The organism is Photorhabdus sp. HUG-39, assembly GCF_963878365.1.
GTDB lineage: Bacteria > Pseudomonadota > Gammaproteobacteria > Enterobacterales > Enterobacteriaceae > Photorhabdus > Photorhabdus kayaii.
Map to the genome: position 1 here is coordinate 62,341 of NZ_CAWNWY010000017.1, position 20,386 is coordinate 82,726.

Consider the following 20,386-nt stretch of genomic DNA (forward strand, 5'->3'; position numbering starts at 1 on the left):
ATACTAAAGCTCAATCTCAATATCACTAAGCGGATGACAGCAGCAGGGTAAAATTTCGCCTTCATTAACAAAAGCCAGAGGTTTGCGTCGATAGCCGACTTTGCCTTTTATCAATTTGACACGACAGGAACCGCAATAACCTTCGCGGCATTGGTATTCAGCTTGAACTCTACCTTGTTCCAGTGCCTCTAGCAGACTGTTATGTAGTTCGGGAGAGCTGTAGATATGATAACCCTGCATACCATGCAGGGTTACTTTATAGCTTGTCATCAGAGTTCAAAATCACTCAGGTCGTCAGGGTTAACTTCAGCATCAATCTGACCAACCAGATATGAACTAACTTCAACTTCTTGTGGCGCGACTTGAACGTTATCAGACACCAGCCAGGCGTTAATCCACGGAATCGGGTTAGAACGCGTTTCAAATGGCAGTTTCAGCCCGACAGCCTGCATGCGGATGTTAGTAATGTACTCAACATATTGACACAGAATATCTTTGTTCAAGCCAATCATCGAGCCTTCGCTGAACAGGTAATCTGCCCACTCTTTTTCTTGTTCCGCCGCCTGAACGAACAGGTCATAGCACTGTTGTTCACACTCTTTGGCAATTTCTGCCATTTCCGGGTCGTCCTGACCAGAGCGCAACAGATTCAGCATATGTTGTGTGCCGGTCAGATGTAGTGCTTCGTCACGGGCGATCAATTTGATGATTTTTGCATTACCTTCCATCAATTCGCGTTCAGCAAAGGCAAATGAACAGGCAAAACTGACGTAAAAGCGGATCGCTTCCAGTGCGTTAACGCTCATCAGGCACAGATATAATTGCTTTTTCAGTTCATGCAGACTCACCGTGATGGTTTTACCGGTAATCTGATGTGTGCCTTCACCAAATAGCTGGTAGTGATTAGTCATCTCAATCAGATCATCGTAATAAGAGGAAATGTCTTTCGCCCGTTTCAGAATCTCTTCGTTGGTGACAATATCATCAAACACAACCGCCGGATCGTTAACGATGTTCCGAATGATGTGAGTGTAAGAACGTGAATGAATCGTTTCAGAAAAAGACCAAGTTTCAACCCAGGTTTCCAGCTCCGGGATGGAGATCAAGGGCAGAAAAGCCACGTTCGGGCTGCGGCCCTGAATAGAGTCCAGCAGCGTTTGATATTTTAAGTTACTGATAAAAATATGCTTTTCATGGTCTGGCAGCGCATTGTAATCAATGCGATCGCGAGACACATCGACTTCTTCCGGGCGCCAGAAGAAAGAGAGCTGTTTTTCGATCAATTTCTCGAAAATCGGATACTTTTGTTGGTCATAACGGGCTACGTTTACTGGCTGACCAAAAAACATGGGTTCCTGTAACTGATCGTTTTTGACTTGTGAAAAAGTGGTATAGGCCATAACTTCCTCAAATTAAATCTTACATGCGCCGCTTTCACAATCGGAATCAGCAGATTCCACGACTTCTTCCAGGTCATCCTGAATGTCTTCCGCGCCATCACGGGTATTGTGGTAATACAGTGTTTTCACACCATATTTGTAAGCGAGCAGCAAATCTTTCAGCAGTTGATTCATCGGCACTTTTCCACTCGGGAAATGTGTCGGATCGTAGTTGGTATTGGCAGAGATCGACTGATCGATAAATTTCTGCATGATACCAACCAACTGCAAGTAGCCATCATTACCCGGCATTTGCCACAAGAGTTCGTAAGCGCTTTTCAGACGCTCATATTCCGGTACAACCTGGCGCAAAATGCCATCTTTTGATGCTTTGATGCTGATATAACCACGAGGTGGTTCAATGCCGTTGGTGGCGTTAGAGATCTGTGAAGAGGTCTCTGACGGCATCAAAGAAGATAATGTTGAATTGCGCAGACCATATTGTTTGATATCGTTGCGCAATGCTTCCCAGTCATAGTGCAGCGGTTCATTGGTCAATGTATCCAGCGCTTTTTTATAGGTATCGATAGGTAGGATACCTTTAGAATAGGTGGTTTCTTTAAACCACGGGCAAGCACCTTGTTCTTTCGCCAGTTCATTAGAGGCTTTCAATAGGTAATACTGGATAGCTTCAAATGTTTTGTGAGTCAGGTTGTTAGCGCTGCCATCTGAGTAACGTACACCGTGTTTCGCCAGATAGTAAGCATAGTTGATGACACCAATGCCTAATGTACGGCGACCCATTGCCCCTTGCTTGGCGGCAAGGATAGGGTAGTCCTGATAATCGAGCAGGGCATCAAGGGCACGGACCGCGAGAGTAGCCAGTTCTTCCAGCTCATCAAGATTTTCAATTGCCCCCAGGTTGAATGCGGACAAGGTACACAGTGCGATTTCACCATTTTTATCATTGATATCATTCAATGGCTTGGTTGGTAGTGCAATTTCCAGACACAGGTTTGATTGGCGCACAGGAGCGACTAAAGGATCAAATGGACTGTGGGTGTTGCAGTGGTCTACGTTCTGAATGTAGATCCGGCCGGTAGAAGCACGCTCTTGCATCATCAGGGAGAAGAGCTCAACTGCTTTCAGACGTTGCTGACGGATATTGCTGTCCTGCTCATATTTGGTGTACAAGCGCTCAAACTCATCCTGATCAGCAAAGAATGCTTCATATAGCCCAGGAACATCCGATGGGCTGAACAGGGTAATCTCTTCACCTTTGATCAGGCGCTCGTACATCAGTTTATTAAGTTGTACGCCATAGTCCATGTGACGAACACGGTTTCCTTCAACGCCACGGTTGTTTTTCAGTACCAGCAGGCTTTCAACTTCCAGATGCCATAATGGATAGAACAGTGTCGCCGCACCGCCACGAACGCCCCCCTGAGAGCAGGATTTGACCGCGGTCTGGAAATGTTTATAAAAAGGAATACAGCCAGTATGGAAGGCTTCACCATTACGGATTGGGCTTCCCAGCGCGCGAATACGGCCTGCGTTGATACCAATACCAGCACGTTGAGAAACATATTTTACAATCGCGCTGGAAGTCGCATTAATGGAATCCAGGCTATCATCACATTCAATCAACACACAGGAGCTGAATTGACGAGTCGGGGTGCGTACACCTGCCATGATCGGGGTAGGCAGAGAGATCTTAAATGTGGAAGCTGCGTCGTAAAAACGGCGAATATAGCCCAGACGTGTCTCTTTCGGATAACCGGAGAACAGGCAAGCCGCGACCAGAATATAGAGGAATTGGGCACTTTCATAAATTTCACCGGTAACGCGATTCTGAACCAGGTATTTACCTTCAAGCTGTTTGACCGCCGCGTAAGAAAAGTTCATATCACGCCAATGGTCAATAAACTCGTTCATTTGCTCGAATTCTTCTTTCGAGTAGTCTGCAAGCAAGTGCTTGTCATATTTGCCCATTTTCACCATACGGGATACATGGTCATAGAGCGCGGGTGGCTCGAATTGACCGTAAGCTTTTTTACGCAGGTTGAAAATTGCCAAGCGGGCGGCCAGATACTGATAGTCAGGTGCATCACCGGAGATAAGATCAGCGGAAGCTTTGATCATCGTCTCATGAATATCTGAGGTTTTGATGCCATCGTAAAATTGGATTTGAGAACGCAGTTCTACTTGTGATACCGAGACATTTTTCAGTCCATCGGCTGCCCAGTTAACAACCCGGTGGATTTTATCAAGGTCAATTCGTTCTTTGTGGCCATCACGCTTTGTTACTAGCAGACTATGGTTCATGGACAGGCATACCTTACATTTACTTTCAAATTCGCTCCCACCTGCTTTGTGTCTTTGACTTAGGACCAAAACATAATCCTCTCAGTGGCGGAAAAACCAACGAGAGAGTAGTGGTAATGGAATGTTAAGGAACACAATATGTAGGGGGTACACTAAATAATGACAACAAGATAATGTTAAAATCAGCTTTTATCAAGTGCACAAAAATACGGATTCTTGTGGATAACTTGAGGACTAAAATTTATTAAAAAGCCGGAAGCCTGCATCATTACTAGCGGTTGCTCTGACAGAAACACCGGCAAAAATGGGTAAAAAAATTCCTGAAAATGTGATTTATTTGCCGCTTTATTAATCGGTCAGATAAACATGTCAGACATATTGGGTGTGTAACATATAATTGACGTCTACATTGTGACCAAGGCTAAATTTATCCGTTAGCGGGTTGTAATGCAGGCCGATAATATGCTTTTCCCGCAGGGATGTTCTGTCAACCCAGCCTATCAATTCTGATGGCCGGATAAATTTCTTCGCATCATGGGTTCCCTTCGGTACCATTTTTAGAATGTATTCCGCGCCGATTACCGCCATAAGCCAGGCTTTTTTGTTGCGGTTAATGGTAGAGAAAAAGACGTGTCCGCCGGGTTTCACTAATTGAGCGCAAGCATGAACGACCGATTGTGGATCGGGGACATGTTCCAGCATTTCCATACAGGTGACGATATCATAAGCTTGTGGATATTTTTCGGCGTGGCTTTCTACTGTTTCCTGTACATAGGTCACGGGGATAGCTGTTTCAAGGGCGTGCAGTCTGGCAACCTGAAGTGGTTCTGTACCCATATCCAGTCCGGTCACATCAGCCCCTTCACGGGCCATACTTTCTGACAAAATACCGCCACCACAGCCCACATCTAACACTTTTTTACCGAAAATGCCGCCAGAACGTTGCAAAATATAATTCAGGCGTAGTGGGTTAATCCGGTGCAGTGGCTGAAATTCACCTTCCAAATCCCACCAGCGAGAAGCAATCGCTTCAAATTTTTCTATTTCCTGTTGATCAACATTGTTTGGGGTGGAAGGGGTTTTGATGTTCATCAGCGGTTGTTGCTCCTTAAACTTTCTTTAAACAGGCGGATTCACTCAGTTCTGAGATAGTATACACGGCTTAATTTTTAAATACCCGTATCTGATTTTTATAAAACTGTTGGGGTGTGGTATAGTTCTAAGCCTTTGAATTCGGAATGTATGAAGGATAGTGGGTTCCATGAGCGACATTGCTAGAGAAATCACCCCGGTCAATATCGAAGAAGAGCTGAAAAGCTCGTATTTGGATTATGCGATGTCTGTTATTGTTGGACGCGCACTACCAGATGTTCGAGACGGACTAAAGCCGGTACACCGTCGCGTACTTTATGCCATGAGTGTGCTGGGAAATGATTGGAATAAACCCTACAAAAAGTCTGCCCGTGTTGTCGGGGACGTCATCGGTAAATACCACCCACATGGGGATAGTGCAGTCTACGACACGATTGTTCGTATGGCTCAGCCATTTTCCCTTCGCTATATGTTGGTTGATGGTCAGGGTAACTTTGGGTCAGTTGATGGTGACTCAGCCGCCGCTATGCGTTACACCGAAGTGCGTATGGCGAAAGTTGCCCATGAACTGCTAGCGGATCTGGAAAAAGAGACTGTCGATTTTGTGCCAAACTATGATGGTACAGAACAGATCCCGGAAGTGATGCCAACGAAAGTACCAAACCTGCTGATCAACGGTTCTTCCGGTATCGCAGTGGGTATGGCAACTAACATTCCTCCTCATAACTTGTCCGAAGTTATTGATGGTTGTCTGGCTTATATTGAAGATGAAAATATCAGCATTGAAGGGCTGATGCAGTATATTCCTGGCCCAGATTTCCCTACTGCTGCGATTATTAATGGTCGTCGCGGTATTCAGGAGGCTTATCGTACTGGTCGCGGTAAAATTTATATCCGTGCCCGTGCGGAAATTGAAGTGGATGAGAAGAATGGTCGTGAAACTATTTTAGTGCACGAGATTCCTTATCAGGTCAATAAAGCCCGTCTGATTGAAAAAATTGCCGAATTGGTGAAAGAAAAACGCATCGAAGGGGTTAGTGCACTTCGTGACGAGTCTGATAAAGACGGCATGCGGATTGTGATTGAAGTGAAACGGGATGCGGTGGGGGAAGTGGTTCTGAATAATCTCTACTCCCTGACTCAGCTTCAAGTCTCTTTTGGTATCAACATGGTGGCCCTGCATCAGGGGCAGCCGAAGTTGCTGAATCTAAAAGATATTATTTCGGCCTTCGTATGCCACCGCCGTGAAGTGGTCACTCGTCGTACCATCTTTGAATTACGTAAAGCCCGTGAACGTGCCCATATTCTTGAGGCATTAGCTGTAGCACTGGCGAATATCGATCCTATCATCGAACTTATCCGTTTTGCACCGACGCCCGCCGAGGCAAAAGCCGCATTGGTTGCTAAGCCGTGGGAATTAGGTAGTGTTGCTGCCATGTTGGAACGTGCTGGTGATGATGCTGCCCGCCCTGAATGGCTGGAACCACAATATGGTGTGCATGACGGTAAATATTATCTGACCGAACAACAGGCTCAGGCCATTCTGGATCTGCGTTTGCAGAAACTGACCGGCCTGGAGCATGAAAAACTGCTGGATGAATATCGTGAATTGCTGACATTAATCGGCGAATTGCTGTTCATTCTGGAAAATCCTGAGCGCTTGATGGAAGTGATCCGTGAAGAGTTGTTGGCAATTAAGTCGCAATACAGCGATGCCCGCCGTACTGAAATCACGGAGAATACGGCTGATATCAATATTGAAGATTTGATTAATCAGGAAGATGTTGTTGTCACCTTGTCACATCAAGGGTATGTCAAATATCAACCATTGTCTGACTATGAAGCGCAGCGCCGTGGTGGTAAAGGTAAATCCGCAGCGCGTATTAAAGAAGAAGATTTTATTGACAAGTTGTTGGTTGCCAATACTCACGATACGATCCTCTGCTTCTCCAGCCGTGGCCGCCTGTACTGGATGAAGGTTTATCAATTACCGGAGGCGAGCCGTGGTGCGCGTGGTCGTCCGATTGTTAACCTGTTGCCGTTAGAGCAAAATGAGAGAATTACGGCGATTCTGCCGGTGCGTGAATATGAAGAAGGGCTGTATGTCTTTATGGCTACCGCCAGTGGGACCGTGAAGAAGACCGCGTTGCAAGATTTCAGCCGTCCGCGCAGTGCGGGTATTCTCGCCGTTAATCTCAATGAAGGTGATGAGCTGATCGGTGTTGACCTGACTGACGGTAGTAACGAAGTTATGTTGTTCTCCGCGGAAGGGAAGGTTGTTCGTTTTGAAGAGGAAGCGGTTCGTTCAATGGGGCGTACAGCTACCGGTGTACGTGGTATTAAACTAAATGGTAAAGATAAAGTTGTTTCTCTGATTATCCCGCGTGGAGAAGGAGAAATTCTAACGGTCACTGAAAACGGTTATGGTAAACGTACCGCTGAAAACGAGTATCCAATTAAATCCCGTGCAACACAGGGGGTTATCTCGATTAAAGTCAGTGAGCGTAATGGTAACGTGATCGGGGCAATTCAGGTTGAACCAACCGATCAAATAATGATGATTACTGATGCTGGCACATTAGTACGAACAAGGGTGTCGGAAGTTAGCGTTGTTGGCCGGAATACTCAAGGCGTAACACTTATTCGTACCGCTGAAGATGAGAAAGTTGTCGGCTTACAGCGGGTTGCTGAGCCTGAAGATGATGATGAAGACGGGCTGGCAACAGAAGGGGAAGAAGTGAAAAGTGATAGCACCGATTTACCTGATGCTAACAGCAGTGAGTCAGTTGATCCGGTTTAAGTGAGGATATTTTTTCACTTAATTTAAGAAACAGGTGCTTCGGTGCCTGTTTTTTTAAAGGAATTTTTATTAGTATCAAAATCTGCAACAGATGGGCCTTTTTAATCTTTAAACTCTGGATACCCTATGGATTTCAAGATGCATCGCGACGGCAAGAGAGAGAATCCCCGGGAGCATAGGTAACTATGTGACCGGGGTGAGCGAGTGCAGCCAACAAAGAGGCAACTTGAAAGATAACGGGTATATATCTTGTCATTAATGACATTGAATAATGCTGGTTTTTATCAGGTAACCTTTTGAGATATCTTTCTTCTTTTCGTACATCGCTGAAAATATCCCGTTATCTTTTCCGGGTGCTTGGCTTAATGTTGTGGGCATTAGGCGCTTTATTAACAGCTTTTTACCTGGTTAATATCTTTAATGAAGTTAAATCAGATATTCGTCAAGAATACAATGCTAATTATGATTCCACGCTCTCTTATGTGCGTCATACAGCAAGTGTTCTGCGGGATATCCAATATATGACAGAGAAGCATTTACTGAATTCTAATGGAAAAAATGCCATTTTTGATTTTCCACATAATAATCCAGCGTTTTCTTATCATCCTTTGTACCAAAGCGCTGACTGTCATACTTTTCGCAACAGTACTCATAGTTATTTAAATTCATTAAATAATTTTATCTCCTATTGGAAAGATAATCTTGCTGCGCCTCAGGGGTTGAATCAGGTTTTTCTGGTGGGTACGCAAAGTATGTGTATGGTAAGTTTTTCTATCCGTAATACCACGACTGAACCCGATACGTTGAAAAAAATAGTTTATGAAAACTCACGTAGGCTTATCAGCCTGAAAGAGCAAGGTAAAGAACGAAATGTTTATTGGGTTATACCGGGTGCAAGATCTGATAGCGGCCATCTCTACGTGTTGGCTCCGGTATATGTCAATGGTGAGATGGTTGCTATGATAGGCATTGAACAATTCATCAGATTGGACTCTTTTATTCAGAGACAAGACCACTCAATTTCAATCACGTTATTGAATCGCAGTAATCAACCGGTGTTGCATTATCCAGCAAATGATGACTATAAACTTCACTATGCTGATTATCAGTTGGCAGCGCCTTATTTTGGCTATGATGATAATTTTACTGATTTACTGTTAAAACGTCGGTTAATGCCATCTTCATTCAGTATCATTTATGCACTGCCACTGAAAACTATTTTCGAAGGTTTTAAGCTACAGATTATTAGCAGTATTGTGCTTAATGTATTATCTGCCTTTGTCATCATTATCTTGGTGTATCTGTTTGAGCGGAAAATGTTTGTTCCGGCTGAAGAGAATGCCATTCGCCTGGAAGAGCATGAACAATTTAATCATAAAATTGTGGCTTCAGCGCCGGTTGGGATCAGTATATTACGGGTCAGTGATGGCAGTAGTATTCTGAGTAATGAGTTGGCACATAATTATTTGAGAATGCTAACGCACGAAGATCGGGAACGGATTATTCATATTATTTGTGACAGAACCAGTAGTTATGTTGATGTTGTAACCAGTAATAATCATCATCTGCAAATCAGTTTTGTTCATTCCCGCTACAGGAATGAAGAGGTGGCAATTTGTGTCTTGGTTGATATTAGTGTCCGTGTGCGGATGGAAAAATCATTACAGGAAATGGCGTTGGCATCAGAACAGGCTAACTATTCTAAATCTATGTTTTTGGCTACTGTCAGTCACGAGTTGAGAACGCCGCTTTACGGTATTATTGGCAACCTGGAGTTATTACAAGCACATTCATTGCCTGCTGAATCTGTCCGTTTGTTATCAACGATGAATAACTCCTCAGCGCTGTTGCTAAAAATCATCAGTGATATTCTCGACTTTTCAAAGATTGAATCTAAACAGCTTAAAATTGAGTCTAGAGAATTTTCCTGTCAGGAAGTTATCTCCCATGTTATTTCTAACTATCTACCGTTAGTGGTGAAAAAGCCGTTGACCTTGTATTGCTATATTGAACCGGATGTTCCAGATTATATCTGCAATGATCCGGTTCGATTACAACAAGTTATATCTAATCTATTAAATAATGCGATTAAATTCACTGATACCGGATGTGTGATTATACATGTGACAGTTGATAGAGATTACTTATACGTCAGAATAAAGGACACTGGCGTCGGTATCTCTGATAAAGCGCTTACTCAGTTGTTTGATCCATTTTTCCAGATCATGCCAAATACGGAAAGTTCATCTCAGGGAACAGGGCTTGGTCTGGCGATTTGTGAAAAACTTATCAATCTGATGGATGGTGATATTGAAGTCATTTCACAACCACAGATAGGGAGTATGTTTTCTATTCGTTTACCTTTATATGGTGCGAAATATAGGCCAAAAACTCAGTTAATAAATGAGTATCAGCGAAAAATCATCTTGGCTATACGTAATCTTTATCTGGAGGAGTTTTTACAGCGTTTTCTGGTTCATCATGGCTTACACACTGTTTTATACAGTGAGCAAAATACAGAGGGTAGTGAAATTATTATCAGCGATTTTCCTGATGCGGTTATTTCCTCTGTATACGCTTATATTGAATTATCGACGGACTATATTGGCTCACCGGAACAAATCAGAGAAAACTATTGGTTACATAACACTTACCATTTACATGATTTGTCGGTAATGATTGAGCGGCTGATTTCACCGAATCATAATGTGGTATTGAATACCGCCGCCCCTGTTTTTCAGGCAAACACCCGGTTTAATACTATTGTGGTTCTGGTGGTAGATGATCATCCTATCAACCGCCGTTTATTGGCCGATCAGTTGAAATCCATTGGTTTTCAAACAGCGATGGCAAATGATGGATTAGATGCGTTGGAATATCTGAAGAACGGGGGGATTGATATTATTCTGACGGATGTCAATATGCCCAATATGGATGGTTATGCGTTAACAATGTATTTACGGAATGATGGGTGTAAGCTGCCGATTATTGGTATTACGGCAAATGCACTAGCAGAAGAAAAACAACGCTGTATTGATGCGGGAATGGATGATTGTTTGTCTAAACCGGTTTCTCTGGTGACTCTCAGGCAGACACTGACGCAAATGATTTGAAACCCCGGTACAAAAAAATGCCCGGTACAAACAAATAGTTACCGGGCATCAGGACGACTTTCAGGTTAAAATAACGAACAGTATTTACTGAACGTGATTGTTCGTATCGATAGTGACAGAAGCAAGATAATTGAGTAATGCAATATCGTTATTTACCCCCAGTTTTACCATAGCCGATTTTTTCTGACTGCTGATAGTCTTGACACTGCGTTTAAGTTTTTTGGCAATGTCTGTTACCAAAAAGCCTTGGGCAAATAGACGTATAACTTCACTCTCTTTTTGTGATAACGGTTTATCGCCATAGGGGGTTTTCGTCACTTTTTTCAACAGTTCAGAAACGCTGTCTGGCATAAATTTTTCCCCTTGTTTCAGGGCCGTTAATACATCAGGTAGATCTGTTGGCGCTCCTTGTTTTAAGACAATGCCTTCAATATCAAGTTCGAGTACAGCACTTAAAATTGCTGGATTATTGTTCATGGTTAGAACAATGATGGATAGCCTGGGATAATGGCGTTTGATGTATTTAATCAAATTGATCCCATCGCCGTATATGTCCCCAGGCATGGACAGATCCGTGATCAGTACGTTTGCTTTAATACAGGACAGATTGTTGATCAATGTGGTCGAGTCTTCAGACTCAGCGACGACGTTGATCCATTCAAGCCGCTCAAGTGATTTGCGGATGCCAAACAGGACAATCGGATGGTCATCAGCAATAATGACGTTAAGGTTATTCATCTTATTAGTTACCCTGCTGCAATAGCCTTTTGGTGAAGGATTCAATACGGCCAATGCTATTTTTAATCTCTATTACGTTACTGTCTGTTATGTGTTGTTCCAGTGTTTCGCAAGAAAGTTTGAGGAGTTCTAGGTCTAACATAGCAAAGACGCCTTTCAGGCGATGTGCTGTTTGCGAAAGCGATATCAGATCATATTGTTCTATATCAGTATACAGCTTATTAATATCTATCGGTACTGTCTCGACAAATAATTGTCGGTAATCGCTATCAGTTAGCTGTTTTTGATAACTATTTATAACATTGCCAAAATCGTAATCGCTGCTTTCATCGTTAAATGCTGACATTTCTGAATTTGCCGTGAATTCGTTAAAACTGAAACTTCTCTCAATTAATAACGAAATGGCATTGATAACCGCTTCACTCAGATTGTAGTTACATCGAATATAGTCAGGTTTTATCTGTTCAAAGCCGGCCAGATTATCAACCAGTAATATAGTCGATTTTGTCGAATCGTAGGGTTTATCCGTCAACATGATATCGTATTCTCGATCCATATTTTCTGGCTTTTTAGCGAAGTAAACAGCGCCATAATGATGCAGATGATTTTGCACGATCTTACGGATCTCCGTATTGTTGATATCCAGCAAGGCAGTAATGTCTTCCAGTAGCGGCGGGCATTGGTTTTCGCCGATTATTAAGGGCAGACTGATAGCATAGCGCGTACCCAGGTTGGGTTTGCTGTTTATAGTAAAATGACCATTTAATTTTCTACATAATTGGTTACATAGATAAAAGGTCAGTCCTGAATTGGATTGATATTTATCACCAGTGGCTTTGCTTAAAAATGGATAATTCAAGTTTGTTAAATCTGTTGAATTAAGTCCGGTTCCTGTATCTATAATTTCGATTTGAATGTGTTCTTTGTATTCCTGAGAATAATTAACGATGAGAGATATTTTACCATAAGATGTAAGCGTGATTGCATAATTGACTAACATCAGGACGATCTTACTGATGGCAGTATTATCGCCAATAAATAGTGATTCAGGATTAATATTACAGTGATAATAATAATTCAATCCTTTATTATTCATCTTAGGAAACACTTTTTTAATAATATCTTCTAAAATGACTGATAATGAAAACGATTCATTTTTTGCTTGCCATTCACCTGATTCTAATTCATTGAGTAATGAAATATTCTCGATCCAGTCGGATATATATTCAGATTTAGTTAATAAATTATCGACGATACGAACACTATTTTTTTCTATAAGAATTTGTTTCAGTTGGTAAGCGATATGATCTAATTCCTTTATTGGTTGTTTTAATTCAGAACGAATGTTGGTCAACATAAAACGTCGAGCTTGTACACTCTTATCGTGTTCCAAATGGGCAAGTTGTAGACGCCGGCTAATTAATGCTTCCTGATCTTTATCTTGCAGTAAAAACAGATAAGTTTCTGGCAACAGGCGAATGCTGTACATGTTAATTTCATAGACTGAATCATCAATTGAGGTTTGGATGACACCATGATGTTGCTTTGCCATCATCTTAATTTTATTTAAATCGACATTCGGCAACAGATGGTCGGCGATATTATTGCACATAATTATCTGATTTACTGAGAAATCATAAATCAATAAGCCAATCGGGATATTGGAGATAATATCGTGACTTAACGCATCCTTGATTTGTAGCTCGTGGCTCATCTGGGCATTTGGCGCGATATATTTTCTACGAATGTAAATAAGCCCACCTAAGGACAGGATAATAAATACTGAATCAGCCAGTAACAACCAGATGTTTCTATATAACAAATCGATTAGCAAATCTTTGAGTGATATCCGATACAACAGTTTGTATTGCGTACCTTTAATTGATTGAGAAAATTCGAGCCAGAAACCATTTTGTGAAATATTGACTTTATTAATTTCATTAGGGGGTTGCTCGTCATCCGACAATAGACTGAAGTTGGCCGCTGCCATATCCATAGGAAGAAGATGACAAATAGGCAAATCAAAAGCGATAACTGTTGCCAATTGACCCGGTGAATTGAACGTCGCCCGATAAGTATAAAAATAGATATTTTCGCCATTTAACTTACGGATTGATGAAATATTTTCCCGTTCATCTAACGCGATGGATTGCATCAGCATTTCTGAACGTTTTGATTCGGCAGTCAGTGTTAGATAACTTTCTTTAAATCTCAATTCTGGTTTAAGAATAGAGTGAGTGGTTATCAGAAACAGATTGTTATCTTTACCATTCAGATAGTACATGGAGTTGTATTCATTGCGGGTGCCCCACAAAATCTCCATATAATTGGAAAGGCGTTGTGCCAACTCTACACTTGCAGTGCTGTGGTGACCAAAAATAATCGTGTCGATAGTTTGATAACGATTCTCAAGCCAGTAAACATCAGGTCGTAGCTTCATCGGTGTGACGAGTTCTGGTGGTTTAAAAGATGAGCTATTGGCTTGTTTAAAGATAGAATTAGCGTGGTAACGATAATCTTCTATCTGTAATACTATTTTGGTTGCAACACTATTTAGCGCATATTTTTTCCCCATTAGCCAGGCATTGAAGTAGTTATAGCTGTATAAAAACAGGGAAACAAAAAGCAGAATAATGAACAGACCGTAGTAACGGTTTATGGTTGATGAATTAATAGAAAATTGTTTGTTATACATTCGTTGAGTAAAAGCCTTAATAATTGCTTGGCTGTTTAGCGAGCTCGTTAAATTGGTGAATCTTATGATTCGATCTATTTAGGCTAATTTTAGCAGGATCAGGGCTGAAAAGGATATTATAGATTGAGGATTGAGCGAATAGTAAAGAAATTACAGAATTTTTACGATAGAGACTAGACATATTATCATGTTAGGCGCATAATTTCGCGCCATGGAAGGATGGCCGAGCGGTCGAAGGCAGCGGTCTTGAAAACCGCCGATGGGAAACCATCCTAGAGTTCGAATCTCTATCCTTCCGCCAAATAATGACCCCATGCATCTTCTTGCATGGGGTTTTTTCATTTCCATATGCCATTCAGATAATAATTAATCCATTTTCATAGCCATAAGGTGACCATTCATAGAGGCACTAGGCACTGCTATCGGCGTGCGGGCTGGAATAGCGTTCTCATGAAACTGGAATACAAAGCCGCAGCGGCGGGGGTCAAACTGGATCTGTGGTTCGCCAGTTCGAAAACCTGCCATTGCTGCGGTCACAAAGTGCCGGAAATGTCGCTGCCTAAGCGGATCTGGAATGCCCGGTTTGTCATGTCGAACATGACCGCGATATCAATGCGGCGATCAACAGGCTGTAACTGCCCAGTCGGCCATTCTTTCCTTTGCCAACGTTTCAAATTCCAGTCGCCGGGAGTATAAGTTGGAATGGTGTGGGTCACCCCGGTCACATCGTTCGCTATGCTCCCAGGGATTCGCTCCCTTGCCGTCGCGATGCATCTTGAAATCCATAGGGTATAAAAAATTAAACTTTTTTAATCGGCTTTGAACAGCATAGTTACAGCGGTTACGAACATAATGACAGCCGCACCTTTAAATAAAATCCGTTGTGCCCGTTGGCTTGATAACAGATGTCGAATACTGAGAGCGCCGAGAATAAATACCGTTCCTACGCTGAATAAGACAAAAACCGTCAGTGGTACTAACATGAATCCCCAGTTTTGCAACGAGATAGATTCCATATTAATCACCAAAGGTAATAGTGCGAGATAGAAAGCGATCGTTTTAGGGTTACTTAACGTTAGAGTGAGACCAGATAACCAGGCCGCCGCCAACTCCTTTTTCTTAATGGGTTGGTCTTCACCAATGGGTTGATGATCGGCAAACCAGAACTGCCACGCCAGATAACCCAAATATAATGCGGCACCCCATCTCACCACAACAAATAAGGTGTCAAAACTGTTCGCGATAATGGACAAGCCAAAAACAGCAAAGGATAAATAAGTGAGATCACCAATAATCAGGCCAAACAACACACTAAATCCCGCTAACGCGCCACTACTCACACTTCTGGCGACCAATGCTGCTATTCCTGGGCCTGGTATCGCCGCAGCAACAGTCAGTGCTGCGGTATAGGTTACTATTTGGGACACTTCTAGCATATCTTTCCTCTCAAAATAACACTTTGAAGTAACAGAACATAAAAATGTCACTTGCGTATGCAAGTGACAAATAGGGCTCTTTATAGACAATAACGACATTTTTCTAATACTGAACGTCTTAAGTTTGGCATATTTTCATCCAAAATAATTAAGACATTTTTATTAGTTGTCGAATGACTTCCCGAGAAAATACCATATCTTGAACGGCCAAACCAACGGATTGAAAGATAGTCACACCCTGATCGCACAAATTGGAATGAGATTGAGAAACGGTACCAATTTCTATCCCAATGTCTGACCCGCTAAGAATACCTTTCTCCCTTGCCTTAATAACAGATTGAGAGGCGGCAAGTACCGATTCATTGGAATCAGTAAATAGGGTTGTATTGCTATACATATCTTCGCTGAGTTCTTGGAATCCCAGTGCCGAAGCGCCAATGGCATTGACATGACATTTACCCGGTAGCTCTTTTCTACTGAGTATAGGGTCACGCGATGCCGTAGTTGTGCAAATGATGTCACTATTGAGTACAGCCTCAGCAGGTGAGGCTTTGATCGAAATAGGAAGATTGAGTGTTTTATCACACCATGTGACAAACTCACGGCATCTTTCTGCATTACGACCCCATAAAGTGACTTCTCTAATCGGGCGTACATATAACATGGCTTGCAAATGTGCTTTTGCTTGTAAACCCGTGCCAAGTATCGCTAACCGGCTAGCATCTTTTGCGGCGAGAAGGTGGGTTGCATAAGCAGAAGCGGCGGCGGTGCGGATTTCTGTGATAGCGCCGGCATCCACCGCGGCAATCCCTGAAACACCTGGCTCGTCGTAAACCAGCACACTACCGATGTGTGAAGGTTTATCGCTATTGCTTTGAAACCTCACTACCACCGACTTTAACCCAAACCCTTTATATGGCCCCTCCTTAATATAAATCGGCATGGTGCCCATTAAGCCGTCTTCACCTTTAACAATATTGCGCAAAGGTTGCTCTACTTTTCTTTCCGATTGCAATTTAAATGCTATTTCACTTAGCTTAAGACTAAGTTCCATCGTCAAATAACGCGCAACGGTTTCTTTATCGACATAAAGCATATTGATGCCTTTCAAGATCAGTTAAAGGTTGTCCAGCTTGAATTTATCATCAATCTCGGTTCCGGCAATGCTATTGAGAATTGTCGACATATTCTTTTGAGAAACCCCTAACACAACATCCAGCATATTCTCTTTGCTGAAACCACGGCTTAGGAATAGATCAATAGCACTTCTTTTCAATTGTCCCCGGCAGTAAATAACCTCGATGGTAAATTCACGTAGTGCCAATAATCGTGGGGAGAGATCGTCGGTTTTTTCAATCAATGCTTTAACTATTTTTTTGTCCACACCATTATGAATTGCAATATAGCCGTGTGCCTGAATCGTGTAATGACAACCATTTTCTACTCCGGTTGTAATCCACACAACAGCTTTTTCCTCTTCATTCAGTGAACTATCAATAAATAGGTCGTGTGCTCGTTGGTAAGCGGCTAATAGTGAAGGAGATTCTGACATATAACCACTTTGGTTAGGTATCCAGCCGAAATCATTAATAGAACTTTGAAGTAATTTTTTACTTTTTTCAGGTGTGGTAGTAATGGTGTGTAGAGTAAGTAAAGACATAATGACCTCTGTATATTGAAATCCATTGGGTATATACCCGTCATCTTTCAAGTTGCCTCTTTGTTGGCTGCACTCACTCACCCCGGTCACATAGTTATCTATGCTCCTGGGGATTCGCTCCCTTGCCGTCGCGATCCATCTTGAAATCCATTGGGTATATATATTTGCCTATTTTAAAGCAACATTAGCTTTTATGCGGCTGTAAATACTGACCAAAGCATTTGAATTGGTCGAATATGAGAAATAAATTTTAAATTGTGTAATTTTGCTGCCACTTCTGTCGTGAGTGCGGCATCTACCTCTGAATTAGCGACTGCTTTTGCGGCTGAACTGGTTGAGTCTTTAAAAATGATATCTGCAATTTTTAGATTATCAGGCAACAACTCTGGGATTAAAGCCTTTGGTGCCGGATGGGTTGCAATGACGATATTATCTGTAGTTAATTCATCACGAATAGCAATACCATAATTAGGCGTGTAATTTAAAAATGCGGATGACAAGTTAAACCTGTTATCCATATAAAACTCACTGATATTGTAATAAGCATTGGCGACTACCAATGCCTGACAGTTATTTAAAATAATTTGATTACTTGCTTCTTCATAAGTATTACATAAAACAACCTGGTAGCTTTTGGCGACTTTATTTTTAATGGCAAATTCACCAAAACGAATAGCGGATTGTTCGCTACTTGTACCTGATGGGCCTAAGGTAGCAATATTTAGAACATCAAATGTATCTTTGTTGAAACTAAAAAAAACACATTCCATGATGTCTCTCCTGGAATTACACTAATAAACCGGATTTAACCAATGTGAAAACTTATCTATTCTACCTCTAATTATTTCTTGATAATCTTTGGCAATAACATTGGCTATAGAATCTTCTTTTTGTATATATGACACATTATCTATTTGTGACACAATTGATATTTCAAGGCCAGTGCCTGTTAAAAAACAGCCATCTGCTTCATAGAGATCCTTTTGTTGAATTTCTGACTCGATACAGGGAATATTGCGGAATTTACAAATATCGAAAACAGATTGTCTGGTTATTCCATTGAGAATGCCAGCGCTAAGCGATGGTGTAATAACGCAATTATCTTTTACAATAAAAACATTTGATGTACTTGCTTCTGCACACATGCCTTGTTCATTCAACATGATAGCATCATCAAATCCGTTTTCTTTGGCATCTTCATGAGCAAGTGCGGAATTAACATAAGTGCCGGTAATTTTGGCAGATGATGGAATTGCCGCATTTGATACACGTCGCCATTTTGAAATAAGACATTTAAACGCTGTTTTTTTGGCATAAGCGCCCATAGGTAAAGCGTTAATACAGAGGGTTGAATTTACACCACTTAGCTTAACGCCAAATTTCTCACCCGGCATTAACGACTTTTTAAGCGCTAATGGCCTGATATAAATATCTTGTTTGAAACCATTTTTAATGATGATGTTTTTAGTAATATCGGTTAACTCCTGACTGGTATAGGGCAATTCAATTTTTAATGTTTTAGCTGATTGAATTAACCGTTCATAGTGCTCATGCACTCTAAATAGATTAAGTTGGTTATTGTCTTGATCCCAATAAGCCCGGATTCCCTCAAATGTACCGGTGCCATAATTTAACGCTTGTGTATTGGCAAGAAAGGTCGCATTGCTAAAATTGAGATATTCCCCGTCTAGAAATACGATCCAATCTTTATTAACTGGGCTAACGATATTGTTTATCATTTAGTTGCCCTCTTGTTCATGATTTCTAAAGCCGAATGTCGCTCAATATTGTTGGTATCATCTCTCAGATCATGGATTCGTGCTGCTTTCCAACTTACCATTGCTGCGGTTCCAATAAGTCCACCGACATCTCCGACATGGATGTCAACATTCATATTGAATTTAGATTCCATTTTTTGCTTTATCTTATTAATGAGTGATGCATCATTTAATTCGTCACTCGGCTCTAAAGTGATCTTGAGCTCATCTGTACCGGCTGTGTTGTTGATTTCAATAAAGTATTCAAAACAATATTCGAGTTCTTCAAAGATGGCATTTTCAATATCAAAAGCATACACATTGGCATTGTTTAATAGTAATACATCTTTTACTCGGCCGATGGGTTCTATTTCCCATTGATTTAAGCCTATTGCTTTACACCGAACCATATCCCCTGTTTTGTATCGAATCAGAGGTTTATTCCCTTTATATAAATGGGTAATCACTAATTCACCAGCAACGTGATTATCACCAACATTGAGTTTTTGCTGAGTAAAAGGACAAATGAGTTCGTAATAATTGTTGTATGGAATAGTAATAAGTTTATTGGTATTGTCACAAGCCGCCAGAATTGACGTTTCTTGTGAGGCATACATACAGTTGTAAATTTTAGCGCCCCAATTCCGAGATAAGTTTCTTAATCTATTGGGGGTAATAAGTTCGCCAAGCACCAAAATGATCTCGATACCTAATTCTTTTGCATCACATGCATTGTTCCGACAATATTTTAGCAACTCAGCGGCGACCGCAGGTGTGCAAACTAAAGCAGTTATTTTGAGGTCTTGTATCAGCCTGAGTACTCTGTGCATACCAACAACGGGCGAACGAGGCCACATTTTGATAACGGTATGCCCTAAACTGCGAAATACATCTTCAAATGTATCTCCAGTGGAGTGCAATTCCGTTGGACCCATCACGCCAATAATGTGTTGTTTGCCTTCTTGATTGAAAATAGACTCATATTGCAGAGTCAGAAAACTGTTATTGACTAAAGAGTCTATTTCATTGCGAGGACAAGGTGTTGATGGCCCAGTCGTCCCTGTGGTTTCATAATATATCCAAGCGTTACTTAGGTTATCTGAAGATATCGTGTTTCCCGCCTTACTTAGATCTGATTTTGTAGTAAAGGGAAGTTTTTCAATCAATGAGGATAAATTTTCATCATCATTTGGGTTTATTGCGTCTAGACGATCTTGATAGAAAGCTGACCCATTTTTCGTATAATTTATGATTTCTTTTAATTTTTCGTATTGTATTTTTTCCAATGCAGAGATATTTATCTCGCCAGACAGATATTTTTTTAACTCGGTAAGGTATTTCATACCTAATTCATGAAGTTCATTTCTAAAAATGGAATACATATATATTAC

At 41.4% G+C, this 20,386-nt stretch carries 14 protein-coding genes, 1 tRNA gene and 1 pseudogene; 4 read left to right on the plus strand and 12 right to left on the minus strand.

Annotated features, from left to right (window positions below; genetic code table 11):
* Positions 1-3: 3 nt before the first annotated feature.
* The 4 genes from yfaE to ubiG form a co-directional block, all read right to left on the minus strand.
* A complete protein-coding gene (yfaE, locus tag AAC155_RS12750) occupies positions 4-270 on the minus strand; it encodes a class I ribonucleotide reductase maintenance protein YfaE (protein ID WP_011147271.1) in 267 nt (88 codons plus the stop codon).
* Complete coding sequence (gene nrdB / locus AAC155_RS12755; RefSeq protein ID WP_113042543.1) at positions 270-1,400, minus strand: class Ia ribonucleoside-diphosphate reductase subunit beta; 1,131 nt, start codon at positions 1,398-1,400, stop codon at positions 270-272. The genes yfaE and nrdB overlap by 1 nt, the downstream gene beginning before the upstream one ends.
* A gap of 12 nt (positions 1,401-1,412) precedes the next feature.
* Entirely contained in the window at positions 1,413-3,704 is a 2,292-nt protein-coding gene (nrdA, locus tag AAC155_RS12760) for a class 1a ribonucleoside-diphosphate reductase subunit alpha (protein WP_113042546.1), read from the minus strand.
* Between the two features lie 369 nt (positions 3,705-4,073).
* Positions 4,074-4,796, minus strand: coding sequence for a bifunctional 2-polyprenyl-6-hydroxyphenol methylase/3-demethylubiquinol 3-O-methyltransferase UbiG (gene ubiG / locus AAC155_RS12765; RefSeq protein ID WP_113042549.1), 723 nt, complete (start codon positions 4,794-4,796; stop codon positions 4,074-4,076).
* A 169-nt stretch (positions 4,797-4,965) separates the two neighbouring features.
* Here ubiG and gyrA point away from each other — a divergent pair, with 169 nt between their 5' ends.
* Positions 4,966-7,596: a DNA topoisomerase (ATP-hydrolyzing) subunit A gene (gene gyrA / locus AAC155_RS12770; RefSeq protein ID WP_113042551.1), complete on the plus strand. Its 2,631-nt coding sequence runs from the start codon at positions 4,966-4,968 to the stop codon at positions 7,594-7,596.
* Positions 7,597-7,892: 296 nt separating this feature from the next.
* Positions 7,893-10,709: a two-component system sensor histidine kinase RcsC gene (gene rcsC / locus AAC155_RS12775; RefSeq protein ID WP_113042553.1), complete on the plus strand. Its 2,817-nt coding sequence runs from the start codon at positions 7,893-7,895 to the stop codon at positions 10,707-10,709.
* An 84-nt stretch (positions 10,710-10,793) separates the two neighbouring features.
* Here rcsC and rcsB read toward each other — a convergent pair whose 3' ends face one another.
* Both rcsB and rcsD read right to left on the minus strand, forming a co-directional pair.
* Positions 10,794-11,447: a response regulator transcription factor RcsB gene (rcsB, locus tag AAC155_RS12780; protein ID WP_113042555.1), complete on the minus strand. Its 654-nt coding sequence runs from the start codon at positions 11,445-11,447 to the stop codon at positions 10,794-10,796.
* A 4-nt stretch (positions 11,448-11,451) separates the two neighbouring features.
* Positions 11,452-14,142: a phosphotransferase RcsD gene (rcsD, locus tag AAC155_RS12785; RefSeq protein WP_113042557.1), complete on the minus strand. Its 2,691-nt coding sequence runs from the start codon at positions 14,140-14,142 to the stop codon at positions 11,452-11,454.
* 213 nt (positions 14,143-14,355) lie between these two features.
* Here rcsD and AAC155_RS12790 point away from each other — a divergent pair.
* Positions 14,356-14,443: transfer RNA gene (locus AAC155_RS12790), tRNA-Ser, on the plus strand.
* Positions 14,444-14,571: 128 nt separating this feature from the next.
* A pseudogene (locus AAC155_RS12795) lies at positions 14,572-14,768 on the plus strand (zinc ribbon domain-containing protein); the annotation flags it as partial.
* Positions 14,769-14,951: 183 nt separating this feature from the next.
* Here the strand turns inward: AAC155_RS12795 and AAC155_RS12800 are convergent.
* From AAC155_RS12800 to AAC155_RS12825, 6 genes are all read right to left on the minus strand, one after another.
* Entirely contained in the window at positions 14,952-15,578 is a 627-nt protein-coding gene (locus AAC155_RS12800; RefSeq protein WP_113042559.1) for a LysE family translocator, read from the minus strand.
* Between the two features lie 148 nt (positions 15,579-15,726).
* Positions 15,727-16,674: an ornithine cyclodeaminase family protein gene (locus AAC155_RS12805; protein ID WP_191214761.1), complete on the minus strand. Its 948-nt coding sequence runs from the start codon at positions 16,672-16,674 to the stop codon at positions 15,727-15,729.
* A gap of 21 nt (positions 16,675-16,695) precedes the next feature.
* Complete coding sequence (locus AAC155_RS12810) at positions 16,696-17,328, minus strand: carboxymuconolactone decarboxylase family protein (protein ID WP_229015611.1); 633 nt, start codon at positions 17,326-17,328, stop codon at positions 16,696-16,698.
* Positions 17,329-17,429: 101 nt separating this feature from the next.
* Positions 17,430-18,008, minus strand: coding sequence for a prephenate decarboxylase (locus AAC155_RS12815; RefSeq protein ID WP_113042563.1), 579 nt, complete (start codon positions 18,006-18,008; stop codon positions 17,430-17,432).
* Positions 18,009-18,029: 21 nt separating this feature from the next.
* Positions 18,030-18,977 carry a branched-chain amino acid transaminase gene (locus AAC155_RS12820; protein WP_113042565.1) on the minus strand — a complete coding sequence of 316 codons (948 nt, stop codon included), beginning with the start codon at positions 18,975-18,977 and terminating at the stop codon, positions 18,030-18,032.
* Complete coding sequence (locus AAC155_RS12825) at positions 18,974-20,377, minus strand: phenylacetate--CoA ligase family protein (RefSeq protein ID WP_113042567.1); 1,404 nt, start codon at positions 20,375-20,377, stop codon at positions 18,974-18,976. The genes AAC155_RS12820 and AAC155_RS12825 overlap by 4 nt, the downstream gene beginning before the upstream one ends.
* Between the last annotated feature and the right edge of the window lie 9 nt (positions 20,378-20,386).

Excerpts from the sequence above, each read along its gene's own strand:
- yfaE (WP_011147271.1), bottom strand. The coding sequence starts at position 270 with ATGACAAGCTATAAAGTAACCCTGCATGGTATGCAGGGTTATCATATC.
- nrdB (WP_113042543.1), bottom strand. The coding sequence starts at position 1,400 with ATGGCCTATACCACTTTTTCACAAGTCAAAAACGATCAGTTACAGGAA.
- nrdA (WP_113042546.1), bottom strand. The coding sequence starts at position 3,704 with ATGAACCATAGTCTGCTAGTAACAAAGCGTGATGGCCACAAAGAACGA.
- ubiG (WP_113042549.1), bottom strand. The coding sequence starts at position 4,796 with ATGAACATCAAAACCCCTTCCACCCCAAACAATGTTGATCAACAGGAA.
- gyrA (WP_113042551.1), top strand. The coding sequence starts at position 4,966 with ATGAGCGACATTGCTAGAGAAATCACCCCGGTCAATATCGAAGAAGAG.
- rcsB (WP_113042555.1), bottom strand. The coding sequence starts at position 11,447 with ATGAATAACCTTAACGTCATTATTGCTGATGACCATCCGATTGTCCTG.
- rcsD (WP_113042557.1), bottom strand. The coding sequence starts at position 14,142 with ATGTATAACAAACAATTTTCTATTAATTCATCAACCATAAACCGTTAC.
- AAC155_RS12800 (WP_113042559.1), bottom strand. The coding sequence starts at position 15,578 with ATGCTAGAAGTGTCCCAAATAGTAACCTATACCGCAGCACTGACTGTT.
- AAC155_RS12805 (WP_191214761.1), bottom strand. The coding sequence starts at position 16,674 with ATGCTTTATGTCGATAAAGAAACCGTTGCGCGTTATTTGACGATGGAA.
- AAC155_RS12815 (WP_113042563.1), bottom strand. The coding sequence starts at position 18,008 with ATGGAATGTGTTTTTTTTAGTTTCAACAAAGATACATTTGATGTTCTA.
- AAC155_RS12820 (WP_113042565.1), bottom strand. The coding sequence starts at position 18,977 with ATGATAAACAATATCGTTAGCCCAGTTAATAAAGATTGGATCGTATTT.
- AAC155_RS12825 (WP_113042567.1), bottom strand. The coding sequence starts at position 20,377 with ATGTATTCCATTTTTAGAAATGAACTTCATGAATTAGGTATGAAATAC.